Source organism: Nonomuraea bangladeshensis, from assembly GCF_039529455.1.
Classification (GTDB): Bacteria; Actinomycetota; Actinomycetes; order Streptosporangiales; family Streptosporangiaceae; genus Nonomuraea; species Nonomuraea bangladeshensis.
This window is the reverse complement of record NZ_BAAAMV010000010.1, coordinates 16,885-30,561: the sequence shown is the minus strand read 5'-3', so window position 1 is coordinate 30,561 and position 13,677 is coordinate 16,885. Positions and strand designations below refer to the sequence as shown.

Annotated in this window: 10 protein-coding genes and 1 pseudogene; 6 read left to right on the top strand and 5 right to left on the bottom strand. The window is 70.6% G+C overall.

Features of this window, described 5'->3' with window-relative positions; all coding sequences use genetic code 11:
• Positions 1–40: 40 nt before the first annotated feature.
• Positions 41–2,230: a glycoside hydrolase family 3 C-terminal domain-containing protein gene (locus ABD292_RS32665; RefSeq protein ID WP_344214143.1), complete on the bottom strand. Its 2,190-nt coding sequence runs from the start codon at positions 2,228–2,230 to the stop codon at positions 41–43.
• Between the two features lie 23 nt (positions 2,231–2,253).
• Positions 2,254–3,447, bottom strand: coding sequence for a glycoside hydrolase family 1 protein (locus ABD292_RS32660; protein ID WP_344214141.1), 1,194 nt, complete (start codon positions 3,445–3,447; stop codon positions 2,254–2,256).
• 230 nt (positions 3,448–3,677) lie between these two features.
• Between ABD292_RS32660 and ABD292_RS32655 the strand changes: the two genes are divergently transcribed.
• Both ABD292_RS32655 and ABD292_RS32650 read left to right on the top strand, forming a co-directional pair.
• On the top strand, positions 3,678–4,652 hold the full coding sequence (locus ABD292_RS32655; protein ID WP_344214139.1) for a LacI family DNA-binding transcriptional regulator: 975 nt from the start codon (positions 3,678–3,680) through the stop codon (positions 4,650–4,652).
• A 58-nt stretch (positions 4,653–4,710) separates the two neighbouring features.
• Positions 4,711–5,850, top strand: coding sequence for an SGNH/GDSL hydrolase family protein (locus ABD292_RS32650; RefSeq protein WP_344214137.1), 1,140 nt, complete (start codon positions 4,711–4,713; stop codon positions 5,848–5,850).
• A gap of 1 nt (position 5,851) precedes the next feature.
• Here ABD292_RS32650 and ABD292_RS32645 read toward each other — a convergent pair whose 3' ends face one another.
• Positions 5,852–6,814 carry a formylglycine-generating enzyme family protein gene (locus ABD292_RS32645; protein ID WP_344214135.1) on the bottom strand — a complete coding sequence of 321 codons (963 nt, stop codon included), beginning with the start codon at positions 6,812–6,814 and terminating at the stop codon, positions 5,852–5,854.
• A gap of 68 nt (positions 6,815–6,882) precedes the next feature.
• Between ABD292_RS32645 and ABD292_RS32640 the strand changes: the two genes are divergently transcribed.
• Genes ABD292_RS32640 through ABD292_RS32630 form a run of 3 tightly spaced genes read left to right on the top strand, consistent with a single transcriptional unit; the run spans position 6,883 to position 10,549 of the window.
• Positions 6,883–7,479 (top strand): PadR family transcriptional regulator, encoded by a 597-nt coding sequence (locus ABD292_RS32640; protein WP_344214133.1) that lies wholly within the window; start codon positions 6,883–6,885, stop codon positions 7,477–7,479.
• The gene (locus tag ABD292_RS32635; RefSeq protein WP_344214131.1) at positions 7,476–9,182 is read left to right on the top strand and encodes a sulfatase; all 1,707 of its coding nucleotides are present in this window, start codon (positions 7,476–7,478) and stop codon (positions 9,180–9,182) included. Before ABD292_RS32640 ends, ABD292_RS32635 begins: the two co-directional genes overlap by 4 nt.
• 38 nt (positions 9,183–9,220) lie before the next feature.
• Positions 9,221–10,549 (top strand): MFS transporter, encoded by a 1,329-nt coding sequence (locus ABD292_RS32630; RefSeq protein WP_344214129.1) that lies wholly within the window; start codon positions 9,221–9,223, stop codon positions 10,547–10,549.
• A 50-nt stretch (positions 10,550–10,599) separates the two neighbouring features.
• Here the strand turns inward: ABD292_RS32630 and ABD292_RS32625 are convergent.
• Positions 10,600–11,285: pseudogene (locus ABD292_RS32625) on the bottom strand (SDR family NAD(P)-dependent oxidoreductase).
• Positions 11,286–11,440: 155 nt separating this feature from the next.
• On the opposite strand from ABD292_RS32625, the gene ABD292_RS32620 reads away from it, so the two are divergent.
• A complete protein-coding gene (locus tag ABD292_RS32620; protein WP_344214127.1) occupies positions 11,441–12,001 on the top strand; it encodes a TetR/AcrR family transcriptional regulator in 561 nt (186 codons plus the stop codon).
• 7 nt (positions 12,002–12,008) lie between these two features.
• Here ABD292_RS32620 and ABD292_RS32615 read toward each other — a convergent pair whose 3' ends face one another.
• On the bottom strand, positions 12,009–13,640 hold the full coding sequence (locus ABD292_RS32615; protein WP_344214125.1) for an FAD-dependent oxidoreductase: 1,632 nt from the start codon (positions 13,638–13,640) through the stop codon (positions 12,009–12,011).
• Between the last annotated feature and the right edge of the window lie 37 nt (positions 13,641–13,677).

Below are 13,677 nucleotides of genomic sequence, written 5' to 3'. Positions count from 1 at the left end.
TCGCAGGGGGATGAGTGCGGCATTCGCAGGGATGGGAGGGTCAGCGCCCGGTGGTCTGGAGCAGGAGGTCGATGTCCAGCAGGCCGCCGCTCATCGCGGCGAGCCTGCTGAGCGGCAGTGACTCGACCATGCGGAAGATCTCCGGGTCGGTGAGTACCGAGGGGTCCTGTCCCGCGCTCATCGCCTCGAGCAGGAGCGGGCCGCCGGTCGGGTGGGCGAGCCAGTCGCGGATGGGCGAGTGCCTGCTGAGGGGCTTGGTGAGAACGGGAGCGTCCACCGTCACGGTGGCTGTCAGGCGCAGGTCACGGGAGGAGGCGCCGACGGCGATCTCGAAGTCGCCGGCCTCCAGGACCCAGCGGCCGTGGTCGAGGCTGTAGGAGGACAGATCGCGTTCCTGCAGCTCGAACACGATCGGGGCGGATTCACCCGGGGCGAGCTCGATCTTGGTGAACGCCTTGAGCTCGCGGACGGGACGGTCGAGAGTGGAGTCGGGGTCGCCGACGTAGAGCTGCACGACTTCCTTGCCGGGGACCGGTCCGGTGTTGGTGAGCACGAGCCGCACCCGCACGGTGCTCGCGTCGGTCTCGACGTGCAGGTCGGAGTAGGTGAAGGCGGTGTAGGACAGGCCATGGCCGAAGGGGTAGGCGACCTGCATATCCTTGGCGTCGTAGTAGCGGTAGCCGACATACAGCCGCTCGCCGTAGGTCGGTCCCGGGTAGTTGAGGTAGGCGGGGGTGTCGGCCAGGCGCAGCGGGATCGTCTCGGCGAGGCGGCCGCTCGGGTTGGCGCGGCCGGTCAGCAGGTCGGCGATCGCGCCGCCGCCGGCCTGGCCGGTCAGCCAGCCTTCGAGGATCGCCTTGGCGTGGTGCCGCCAGGAGGCGACCTCGACGACGCCTCCGTTGGCCAGCACGACCACGACGTTCGGGTTGGCCTCGGCGACGGCCGCCAGCAGGTCGAGCTGGACGGCGGGCAGGTCGAGGTGCCCGCGGTCGAAGCCTTCCGACTCCTCGCCCTCCGGTAGCCCGAGGAACAGCACGGCCACGTCGGCGCCGGCCGCCGCGGCCACCGCCTCGGCGAGCAGTGCCGGGTCCTGGTCTCCGGACAGCAGGAATCCGGGGGCGAACGACAGCTCGGCGAAGTCGCCGGCCAGCGCGGTCAGGGCGTTGTCGACCCTGGTGGGGTTGATCTGGGAGCTGCCGGCTCCCTGGAACCTTGGCGTATGGGCGAACTCGCCGATCAGCGCGATTCGTGCTCCGGTGTTCAAAGGCAGGATGGCGTCGTCGTTCTTGAGCAGCACGGCCGACTCGGCGGCGGCCCGCCGGGCCAGGGCGTGATGCCGGTCGAAGTCCGCTTCGCCGCTCGGTTCGGCGGTGCGGCCGATCAGGGTGAGCAGGCGTGCGACGGCCTGGTCGAGCACCGCCTCCTCGATCTCCCCGGCCCGCACGGCGGCGACGAGGCGGGCGGCGCTGATGCCGTTGGTGCCGGGCATCTCCAGGTCGAGCCCGGCGGCGACGGCCGCGGCGGGGTCGGCGACCGCTCCCCAGTCCGACACGACCACCCCGTCGAAGCCCCACTCCTTGCGCAGCACCTCGGTCAGCAGCCAGTGGTTCTGGGTGGCGTAGACGCCGTTGACCTTGTTGTAGGCGGCCATCACCGTCCACGGCCGGGCGTTCTTCACGATGTGCTCGAAGCCGGCCAGGTAGATCTCCCGCAGGGTACGCTCGTCCACGTCGGCGCTCACGAGCATGCGGTCGGTCTCCTGGTTGTTGGCGGCGAAGTGCTTGACCGACGCGCCCACCCCCCGGCTCTGGATGCCGCGCACCAGCGCCGCTCCCAGATGCCCGGTCAGGACCGGGTCCTCCGACAGGTATTCGAAGTTGCGGCCGCACAGCGGTGAGCGCTTGATGTTGACGCCCGGCCCGAGGATGACGTCCACCCCGGCCGCCCGGCTCTCGGCGCCGAGCGCCTCGCCGACCTCCGTGAGCAGATCGGGGTCCCAGGACGAGCCGAGGGCCGCCGCCGTGGGGAAGCAGGTGGCGGGCAGGCTCGCCTCGAAGCTGAACTGCTCGGCGTCCGGGGCCACCTTGCGCAGACCGTGCGGACCGTCGGTCAGCGTGATCGACCGGATGCCGAGGCGCTCGATGTCCGCCGTCTCCCAGGCGCCCCGCCCGGACAGCAGCGTGGCCTTCTCCTCCAGCGTCAGCGCTGAGATGTCGATTCTGTTGTGCACGCGTGTTCCTTCTGCTGGTGGGGTCAGAGCCGGCCGTGGCGGGCGACGTGGCCCAGCCACGAGAGACTGGGCTTGGGGTGGCGTTCGAAGGTCTCGCGGTCGACGCCGATCAGCCCGAAGGTGGGCTCCCAGCTCCCCCACTCGAAGTTGTCGAGGGCACTCCAGTGGAGGTAGCCGCGTACGTCGATGCCGTCGTCCATGGCCTGCGACAGGTGCCGCAACGCTTCGGAGGTGTAGGCGATCCGCCGGGAGTCGTCGGCGGTGGCGATGCCGTTCTCGGTGACCAGGATCGGTATACCGCCGGTCACCTCCCAGGTGTGGCGGACCGCGATGCCCAGCGCGTCCGGCCGGTAGGCGAAGCCGGTCTGGGTGTTGTCCGGGCTGGGCGGATGCGGGACGACGCCGTTCTCGTCCACGGGCTGGCTGGTGTAGGACTGCACGCCGATGAAGTCGTCGCCGCGGGCCGCTTCCAGATACAGGTCCTCGCGCAGGTAACGCACCTCGCGCAGCTTGGCTTCGTTGCCCGGGGTCGGGGTGAGCGCCTGGTTGGCCACCGTCCACCCGACGGCCGCGCCAGTGTGCTTTCTGACGATCTCGCGGGCCGCGTGGTGGGCCTCAGCCAGTCTCCGCCCGATCTCCGGTCCGACTTCGGGCAGTGGGGGCCGGGTCTCGCCCTCGATGGTGGGCGTCGTCCACTTCTCGACGTCACCGGCCTGGGCCGCGCGGCTCATGGCGACCATCACGGCGAGCATGTTCGGCTCGTTGATCGTGCAGACCCACTCGACGCCGTCCAGGATGGCCGTGACCTCCCTGACGTAGCCGGCGAACCTGTCGATGGCGTCGTCGGCCATCCAGCCGCCCCGCTCGGCGAACCAGCGCGGGTTCGTGAAGTGGTGCAAGGTGACGACCGGCGTCAGACCCAGGGCCAGCGCGGTGTCTATCATGCGGCGGTAGTGCGCGAGTGAGGCGCGGGAGAAGTGCCCGGGGGTGGGCTCGACGCGCGCCCACTCGACGCCGAAGCGGTACGCGTTCAGCCCGGCCTCGGCGAGCAGCCGCATGTCCTCGGGATAGCGGTGGTAGCCGTCGACCGCGTCGCCGCTGCGCTCCAGGCCGGGCACCAGTTGCTCGCTCAGCCACCAGTCGCTGTCGGTGTTGTTGCCCTCGATCTGATGCGGCGCGGTGGCGGCGCCCCAGAGAAAGGTGGCGGGGAAAGTCAACGAGGTGCTCCCTCAGGCGGATGGACGACTCGAATGCGCAGGTGACACGTTTCGGTGACACGTGTCTGTGGTGGATGAGCTGACGTTAACAGCAGGTATCCCAGGGCTGACAAGAGCGGTTTCCGTAACGTATTCGCAACGGACCGCGAACCGTCCCTCCCATGACAGACACGTGTCACTACCCGTCTAGGATGAGATGCCCTGCCCCCAGCACCTCGACGTGAGGATTCATGACGCGACCTGCCAGAAGGATCACGAGCACCGACGTCGCGCGGGCGGCGGGTGTCTCCCGCACCACGGTGAGCGTCGTGCTCAACGACGCCCCGGGGCAGTCGATCCCCGAGGAGACCAGGCGTCGCGTCATGGAGGCGGCAGAACGCCTGGGCTACCGCCCGCACGCCTGGGCCCGCGCGCTGCGCGCCGGCCGGAGCGACGTCGCGTTGCTGGCCATTCCCGACCTGCCGATCGGGTCGAGCATCAGCCGCTTCATCGAGGAGCTCGCCACCGCGCTCGCGGCCTTCAACCTGACTCTCGTCACGCATCTCGAAGGGGCGCACGGCCGTCCACTGCCGGACGTCTGCGCCAGCGTCGGCGCATCGGCGGTGATCGGCTTCTACCCGTTCGACGCCGGCACCGCCCAAGCCCTGCGCCGCGCCGGCGCCACCGTCGTCCTGCCCCTCCCCTACGAGGACTCCTCGATGCAGCAGATCGGCCGGTTGCAGGCCGAGCACCTCATCGACCGGGGCCATCGGCGCATCGGCTACGCCCTCACCGCCGACGCGGCCCTGCGGCCGATGGCCGACGACCGCCTGCGAGGAGTGGCCGAGGCCTGCGCCCGGGCCGGCCTCGAACCTCCCGTGGAGCTGACCGTCGCCCTGAAGGTTCCGGACGCGGCGCAGGCGGTGCGGCACTGGACGGAGCGGTCGGTGACAGGTGTGTGCGCCTTCAACGACGACACCGCGCTCGCCGTCCTGGCCGGCGTCCACGAGCGTGGCCTGCGCTCCCCCGCCGACCTCGCCGTCATCGGCGCTGACGACATCCTCACCGCGCAAGTGGCGATCCCGCCCCTCACCACCGTGGTCTTCGATCTGCACGAGATCGCGCGCGACCACGCTGAGTCCGTGGTCGCGAGCCTTTCCGGCGCACAGCCGCGTGCGACCTCCGCCTCCGCCAGGCCCCGCGTGATCCAGCGCGCCTCCACCTGAAGCCCGATCCTCCGGCGAGACCTCGCCGCCCCCTGCCCCTTCATCGAGAGGATTCGCCATGCGATCCATCAGGGAAGCCGCGCTCGGCTCCGTCGCCGGCGCCGTGGAGCCGGCCTCCGACACGACAGGCGTCACCTTCCACCGCTCGTCCGGCACGACACGGGCCCGGCTGGGCGACCTCGGCTTCGACTTCATGAGCGCGATACCGTCCGGGGTCCGGATCGAAGCCATGACTGACGCCACGGCACTGGAGCTCGACGTCGAGCTCACCAAGATCCTGATGCCGGGCACGGCGGCGACGGGCACCGCCTTCGACCTGGTGATCGACGGAGACCTGCGCGAGCCGGTGGTCACCGATGAGCAGAACCTCATCGTGGTGGACCCGGCCACCGGCGGCATGGAGCTGCGGCCGGGCGGCCCCGCCACCCTCCGGTTCGACCTCGGTGAGGGCGGCGAAGAGCAGCGGGTGGAGATCTGGCTCCCCGCCGCGGCGGGACTCAAGCTGCTGGACGTCCGGATCCCCGACGGGGCGTCACTGCGTCCAGCGCCGGCCGAGGCCCCGCTGTGGGTACACCACGGCAGCTCCATCAGCCAGTGCTCCGAGGCCGAACGCCCGACCGGGACCTGGCCGGCGATCGTGGCCCGGCGGGCCGGCCGCTCGCTGCTCAACCTCGGCCTCGGCGGTCAGTGCCACCTGGACCAGTTCGTCGCCCGGACCATCCGCGACCTGCCCGCGGCCGCGATCAGCCTCGAACTCGGCATCAACGTCGTCAACGCCGACTCCCTGCGCGAACGCGCCTTCGTCCCGGCCTTCCACGGCTTCCTGGACACGATCAGGGACGGCCATCCCACGACGCCGATCCTCATCGTCACCCCGATCGTCTGCCCGGTCGCCGAGGACCATCCCGGCCCGACCCTCATGCGTGCCGATGGCCAGGTCCACGTGGCCGCACGGCCCGCCGAGCTGGGCGACGGCGCGCTCACGCTGACCCGCATCCGCGAGCTCTTGCACCAGCACACCGGTCTGCGCCGCAAGGAGGGCGACGAGAACCTGCACGTCCTCGACGGGCTCGCGCTCTTCGGCCCGGAGGACGTCGCCGATCTGCCCGACGGCCTGCACCCGAACGCGGCCGGCTACCGCCGCATGGCCGAGCGCTTCCTGCCCCTGGCCTTCGGCCACGAGGGCCCGCTGCGGTAGGTCAGCGGGCCACCGTGCGGAAACCCGCGTTGCCCATGCTGGAGTCGGGCGTGTTCGACGATCGGGCGGCGTTGCGGTAGCGGTTGCAGTAGGAGTCGTGGCAGAGGTAGGAGCCGCCGCGCAGCACGCGCAGGACCGGGGACACCCGGGGGCGCGGCTCGTGCGCCGGTCCCTGCGCGCGGGCGCGCTTGGCGTACGCGCGGGGGTCGAACGGGTCGTCGCACCACTCCCACACGTTGCCCACCGTCTGCCAGAGGCCGAAGCCGTTCGGCCGGTAGGTGCGCACGGGGGCGGTGGCCGGCCAGCCGTCGTCGCCGGTGTTGTGCCGGGGGAAGGCGCCCTGCCAGATGTTGACCTGCCACTGCCCGCTCGCGTCGAGGAGCTCGTCGCCCCAGGGGTAGCGGGCGCCCTCGAGGCCGCCGCGCGAGGCGCGCTCCCACTCGGCCTCCGTGGGCAGGCGCCGGCCCGCCCAGGCACAGTAGGCCTGGGCGTCGTGCCAGGTCACGTGCACGACGGGGTGGTCTTCGCGGCCGAGCAGGTCCGATCCTGGACCTTCCGGACGCCGCCAGCTCGCGCCCTCGACGAAGATCCACCAGGGGGCGCGGGGCGAGCTGCCGACCACCTCCGCTTCAGGGCGCACCAGCAGGTGGAAGACCGCAGAGGAACCGGCGGCCTCCGCCTCGGTGCGGTAGCCGGTGTCGTCGGCGAAACGGGCGAAGTCGGCGTTGGTCACGGCGGTCGCATCGATGTCGAACGCGTCGAGCCGCACCTCGTGCACGGGTGACTCGCCGTCGCCGGGCAGGCCGTCGCCGAAGGCGTCACCCATGCGGAAGGTGCCGGCCTCGATGTGGCACTGCTCGATCGCATGCGTGCCGTGCCGGAGTGGATCCGGCGCCCGCTCTCCTTGAGCGGCCGGGCCGCGGCGCGGGGTGCAGCACGAAGGACTATCGACAGACCGTGACACTTGTGGCATGGTATCACCATTCCACTTGTGGAATGGTTACCTTCGTCACAACGACAGGCGCACATCTCATGAAGCTTGAGATCCTGATTCTCAGCGCCCTGCTCATGCGTCCCAGCACGGGTTACGAGCTGAAGAAGTTCTTCGACACCTACGGCCGGTTCCTCCGGTCCAACACCACGATGAGTCAGGCGTACCGGACGCTCGCCGCCATGGAGAAGCGCGGCTGGGTGGAGCACACCGTCGAGGAGCGCCCCGGCGCGACCAACGCCAAGCGCTACCACGTCACCGAGGAGGGCCAGGCGGTCGTCCACGACTGGCTGGCCAGCCCCTACCAGCCGCCCTCGCGTTTCCAGGACCCCGACTTCGTGGTCCGGCTGGGCAGCGCCGCCTTCACGACGGTCGAGCACGTGATCGAGATTCTCGACATCGAGATCAACACCCGGCTGGCGGAGGTGGCGAAATACCGCCACCAGCCCGAAGACCATACCTTTCCCAGCATGCCGACCGATGGCAACACCGAGCTCGGCGCCCAGATCGCCGAGTGGATCCGCCGGCGCGGCACCGACGAGATGGACCGCCACATCGCCTCCCTCATCGAGCTGCGCCGCCGCCTGCTCGACGGCGAGCACATCAATGGCCAGGTTGCCGAGGAGACGTCGCGATGAGGGCCGTCATCGTCATGTTCGACAGCCTGAACCGGCACCTGCTCTCCCCCTACGCCGACACTTTCGTCGACGCCCCGAACTTCGCCCGCCTGGCCGCCAAGGCAGTGACGTTCGACAACTTCTACGCCGGCTCGCTGCCCTGCATGCCGGCGCGCCGCGAGCTGCACACCGGCCGCTACAACTTCCTGCACCGCAGCTGGGGGCCGCTGGAGCCGTTCGACGACTCAATGCCGGAGCTGCTCAAGCGGGCGGGCGTGCACACGCATCTGGTCTCCGACCATCCGCACTACTGGGAGGACGGCGGCGCGACCTACCACACCCGCTACAGCACCTGGGAGTTCTTCCGGGGCCAGGAGGGTGATCCGTGGAAGGGCGTGGTGGGCACGTCCGGCTCTCATCAGCAGGACGCGGTCAACCGGACGTACATGCCGACCGAGGCCGAGCACTCGCAGACCCGAACCGTCGACGCCGGCCTGCACTTCCTCGAGACCAACGTGCACGCCGACCGGTGGTTGTTGCAGATCGAGCTGTTCGACCCGCACGAGCCGTTCTTCACCCACCAGCCCTACAAGGACCGCTACCCGCACGACTACGACGGCCCGGAGTTCGACTGGCCGCCCTACCAGAAGGTGGCCGAGCCGAAGGCGCAGGTCGAGCACGCCCGCTACGAGTACGCCGCCCTGGTGTCGATGTGCGACCGCTCGCTGGGCCGCGTCCTGGACTTCATGGACGAGCACGCCATGTGGGACGACACGCTGCTGCTGGTCAACACCGACCACGGTTTCCTGCTCGGCGAGCACGGCTGGTGGGCCAAGACGGTCATGCCGTGGTTCAACGAACTGGTGCACCTGCCGATGTTCCTGTGGGACCCGCGCACCGGCGGCCGCGACCGGCGGCGCGGCGAGCTCGCGCAGACCATCGACATCGCCCCGACCGTGCTGCGCTACTTCGGCCTCGAACCCACCCCCGACATGCAGGGCAACGACCTGGCCACGACACTGGGCCATGAGGCCGTGCTGTTCGGGATCCACGGCGGCCACGTCAACGTCACCGACGGCCGCTACGTCTACATGCGCGCCGCCAAGGATCCGGCCAACGGCCCGCTCGAAGAGTTCACCCTCATGCCCACCCACATGCGCACGCGCTTCTCCCCCGGCGAGCTGAAGGAGTGGGAACCAGCTGAGCCGTTCACCTTCACCAAGGGCGTGCGCACCATGTGCCTGCCGGCCGCCCCCACGTACATGAACCCGTGGCAGCACGGCACGCTGCTGTTCGACCTCCAGCGCGACCCGGCCCAGGAGCACCCGATCGCCGACGACGACGTGGAGCTGCGCATGATCGAGCTGCTGCGCCGCCTCATGGTCGCCACCGACGCCCCGGCCAGCCAGTTCGAACGCCTGGGCATCCCGCGCGAGGGCGCCATCACGCGCGAGCACCTCCTCGTGCGTGAGCAGCGTGACCGCGCGGCCGTCGTCGCCGAGCCACTGCCCGCGATCGAGGACCTGCGCAACTCCGCCCTGCTGGGCACGCCCATCGTGGAGCTCCTGCGGATCGCCGGGGCCAAGGACGTCCTCGCCGCAGAAGCACCCGAGCTGACGCAGTCGGAGCTGCTCGCCGCCCCCGCCACCCTGACCCTTCTGGACCTCGCTCGTTACGGCTACGTGCCGGCCGCGGTGCTGCGCCGCATCGACGAGCGGCTCTGACACTCCCTCCCCGCACAACTGCAGACAGGGGCACCCCCATGGATGCCAGCGCTTCCACCGCGCCCGCACAACCCGCAGCGGCCGACGTCCCCCACCGCTGGCGCAACGTCGCCATCATCTCGGGCGTCACGGTCGTCGACAACACCGAAGCCGGCCTGATCAACACCATCTTCCCCACCCTGGCGAACTCCCTGCGGCTCGACAGCAGCCACCTCGGCATCATCGGCGCGCTCGGCAAGGTCGCCAGCGTGCCCGCCGGGCCGTTCTGGGTGTGGCTGACCACCAAGATCGGCCGCCGGGCCACTCTGTCCGTCATCACCGTGGCCGGCGGCCTGTTCGGCATCGCCGCCGGGTTCTCACAGAACTTCGCCACGATTCTGCTCTTTTGCACGCTCATGTCCGCCTCGGTGATCGGCGCCGTGCCGATCGCGATGACCGTCGTCACCGACTCCTTCGCCGACGAGCAGCGGGCCCGGGCCACCGGTGTCCTCTACGCCCTGCCCACGCTGATCGGCCTCCTCATCGCGCCCGCCCTGGCCATGTTCCTGTCCTTCCCGGACGGTTGGCGATGGGCCTTGTGGACACTCGGCGGCGCGTGCATCCTCGCCGGCCTCGTCGTCACCGTCTGGTTCAAGGACCCGGGAACCGGGGCCGCCGAGAAGCAGCTCGCCGGCCTCTCGAACGAGCAGACTGCGAAGATCACTCTTGGCTCCGTCCTGGGGCTGTTCCGCATCCCCACCTATGCGGTGATGATGGTGAGCCGGCTGCTGTCGGGGCACCTGCTGATCACCATCTTCGGCGTGCAGTTCCTCGTCACCGAGCGCGGCCTGAGCAACACCGTCGCTGCCCTGGTCGCGGTGCCCTTCAGCGTCGGCTACGCCATCACGACGCTGGCCGCCGGGTTCCTCCTGCCGAAGCTCGACCGGCTCATGCCGTACCGGGGCCGCGTCCTGGTGCTGCAGCTCGCGCAGATCCTCTTCGCCGCCGCGGCCTTCTTCGGCACCCAGTTCCGCTACGAGGACATCGCCCTCTACTCCGTCTTCTGGGGCCTGCTGGGCATCTGCCAGGGGCTGAACCCGCCCGTCAACCGGCCTCTGGTCGCGGCCGTCGTACTGCCGGAGCTGCGCGGCCAGGCGTTCGCGATCTGGCTGACGGTGTTCGAGACCATCGCCTGGGCGCTGTTCTCGCTGCTGGCGGGCATGCTCGCGGCCGCCCTCAGCATCCAGGGCGTGTTCCTCTGGCTGCTGGTCCTGCTGATGATCGCCAACGGCCTGGTGCTCGGCCTCCTCTACCGCACCTACCCGCGCGACGCCAGGCGGGTCGAAGACACCCTCGAACTGCGCCGCAGGGAAGCGCTCGCCGACTAACCTTCTTCGTCGTGCCGGGGCTGGTGCCGAAACCCCGCCCCGGCGCTTCCTCAGGCCGCCGACCAGCCGCCGTCCACCGGCACGATCGCGCCGTTGACGAACGAGGCCGCGTCTGAGGCCAGGAACAGGGCAGCGTCCGCCATCTGCTCAGGCTCGGCCCGGCGCTCTCCGAGAGCGAGCACCGGGCCGAGGCGCGCGGTGCCGGTCGGGTCGAAGGTGGTGCCGTTGGCGATGTTCGTGATGGTGGGGCCGGGCAGGATGGCGTTGCAGCGGATGCCGTCCTTGGCGTAGGCCCAGGCCACACTCTTGGTCAGGCCGACGACGCCGTGCTTGAGGCGGTGTAGGCGGCACCGGCCGCGCCGCCGCGGATGCCGGCCTCGGAAGCGGTGTTGACGATGGCGCCGCCGCCCTGGCGCAGCATGTGCGGCAGGACGGCGTGGGTGACCAGGAAGGTGCCGGTCAGGTTCACGCGCAGGACGTGCTCCCACTGTTCGATCGGGATGTCGGCGGGCAGGGCCATCGTGTCCATGATCCCGGCGTTGTTGCACAGCACGTCGATGCGCCCGTAGGCGCCGATCGCCGCCTCCGCCAGGGCCGAGACCGCCGTCTCGTCGCCGATGTCGGCGGCTACGGCCACGGCCTGGTCGCCGATGGCCGAGGCGGTCTGCCTGGCGCTTTCCTCGTTGAGGTCACAGGCCACGACGCGGGCGCCGGCCTTGGCGAAGGCGACGGCCATCGCCCGGCCGATGCCGGAGCCGGCACCCGTGATGAGGGCGACGCGACCGTCGAAGGTCGTGGTCAAGAGGTGGTCCTTTCGGTCTGACCGGCCTGGCTGCGGCTGGCGATCCCATGACATCCGGACGCCATCGTCCGGTTGCTAGCCTAGTCACCGTGAGTGCCACGCGTCGACCCAACAGAGGACCAAGCGCCGCGGCGGGCAACCGCGCGGCACTGATCGCGGCGGCCCGGAACGCCTTCGCCGCCTCCGGCTACGACGCCTCGCTCACCGACGTCGCGCGGGCGGCCGGGGTCGGACAGGGCAGCCTCTACCGTCACTTCCCCGATCGCCTCAGCCTCGCCCTGGCCGTCTTCGACGACAGCATCGCCGAACTGGAGGCGCTGGCCGCCAGGCCCGGCACCACCTTGGAGGAGGTGCTGGCCCTGGTCACCGAGCAGGCCATCGCCTCGACCACGTTCATCCGCCTGGTCACCATGCCGCCGCAGCCGGACCCGCGGATCCTCGAGCTGCGCGAACGCGTACAGAACCTGCTGGAAGGCGGGCTCGCCGAGGCTCAGCGCGCGGGCCGCGTGCGGGCGGAGGTGACGACCCACGATCTGCTCCTGGCCATCGGCATGCTGGCCCTCCTGCTCGCCGAGCTTCCCGAACAGGCCGGGCGCACCCAGGCCGCCGAGCGGATCTGGCGGATGCTCCGGCACGGCATCGAGACGTGAGACCCGCTCAGCGCGTGGCCGCGTGCCGGGCGGCGCGGTAGCCGAAGACGACGGCGGGGCCGATGGTGGAGCCCGGGCCGGGATAGGTGCGGCCCATGACCGAGGCGGTGGTGTTGCCCGCCGCGTACAGACCCGGGATGACCGTCCCGTCCTCGCGCAGCACGCGGGCCTGCTCGTCGGTCAGCAGGCCGCCTTTGGTGCCCAGGTCGCCCGGATAGACGCGGACGGCACGGAAGGGCCCCTTCTCCAGTGCGCCGAGGTTGGGGTTGGGCTTGACCCGCGGATCGCCGTAATAGTTGTCGTAGACGGTGCGGCCACGGCCGAAGTCCTCGTCCACCCCGGAACGGGCGAAGCCGTTGAAGCGCCCGACGGTCGCGCCCAGCCGGGCGGGGTCGAGGCCGATCTTCGGGGCCAGCGCCTCCATGGTGGGAGCTTCGAAGAGCAGGCCGGCCTGGCGCCACTTTCCGACCTGGCCGACCAGGGCGGAGTTCAGGTAGCGCCGGGCGTGCCGGACGTCGCTGATCATCCACATCGGCCCGGGCACGTCGTGAGCCAGCATGGCATGCCCGACGTCGATGTAGGACGCGGACTCGTTGGTGAAACGCTCGCCGTTCGCGTCCACGATGATCGAGAACGGGAACGACCGTTCGGAGACGAGGAAGCGCGCCTTGCCGTCGGGGCCGAGCAGGGAGGCGCCCCACCAGGCGTCGTCCATGAGCGCCACCGTGCCGCCCGCCCGCATACCCGCCTCGATGGCCGTGCCGAGGTCGCCTTCGGGGGCGGAGGAGTAGCCAGGGATGCCGTGGTGCTTCTCCCGCCACTCGGCGTTGTTGGCGAATCCGCCGGCGGCCAGGACGACACCGCGCCGGGCCCGGACCCGGCGCTTGCTCCCGTTCCGCTGCACGATCGCCCCCACCACGGAATCGCCTTCGACGATCAGGTCGACGACCGGCGCCGACAGCCAGACGGGGGTCTGCTGGGTGCGGACGACGTGCATGAACGAGGCGGCGAGCGCTCCGCCGATACCGGCCGGGCGTTTGCCGCCGGCGAGGTGGCCCAGCGAGCGGAAGACGAAACGCGCGCCGCGGGCGAAGCCACTCGGCGTGGACCAGGCACGTGTCAGCAGCCACACGTCGTCGGTCATGAGCGGCAGCGGGATGCCGCTCTCCTTGGAGCGGGCGCTGTCGTAGAAGTCGCCGAGCAGCTTGGTGTTGAACGGGGCGGCCTCGATCGCCCTGCCGACCTTGCCGCCGGGCCGGTCAGGATAGTAGTCGGGGTAGTCCGGGGACCTGCGCCACCGCACCCCCTTACGGCCGAGGAAGGCCACGACCTCGGGGGCCGTCTGCACGTAGGCCTTCCGCCGTTCGGGTGAGGAGGCTGGGCCGGCGTCGGCGATGACCTCGTCCATGTACCGCAGGGCCTCCTCGGCGGAATCGTGGACGCCGTCGCGGAGCATGAGCGGGTTGGCCGGCATCCACAGCCCGCCTCCGGAGATGGACGTGGTGCCGCCCCAGCGCGCGGTACTCTCCGCTACCACAACGTCCAGCCCCTGGTCGGCGGCGGCGATGGCGGCGGTCAGGCCCGCCGCGCCGGAGCCCGCGACGAGCACGTCGGCGATGTCGTCCCACTGATCGGTCAACGCAAGTTCCCTTCAGCACACCAGCGAACCGGACGGG

Excerpts from the sequence above, each read along its gene's own strand:
- ABD292_RS32655 (WP_344214139.1), top strand. The coding sequence starts at position 3,678 with ATGACGCGACCTGCCAGAAGGATCACGAGCACCGACGTCGCGCGGGCG.
- ABD292_RS32650 (WP_344214137.1), top strand. The coding sequence starts at position 4,711 with ATGCGATCCATCAGGGAAGCCGCGCTCGGCTCCGTCGCCGGCGCCGTG.
- ABD292_RS32640 (WP_344214133.1), top strand. The coding sequence starts at position 6,883 with ATGAAGCTTGAGATCCTGATTCTCAGCGCCCTGCTCATGCGTCCCAGC.
- ABD292_RS32635 (WP_344214131.1), top strand. The coding sequence starts at position 7,476 with ATGAGGGCCGTCATCGTCATGTTCGACAGCCTGAACCGGCACCTGCTC.
- ABD292_RS32630 (WP_344214129.1), top strand. The coding sequence starts at position 9,221 with ATGGATGCCAGCGCTTCCACCGCGCCCGCACAACCCGCAGCGGCCGAC.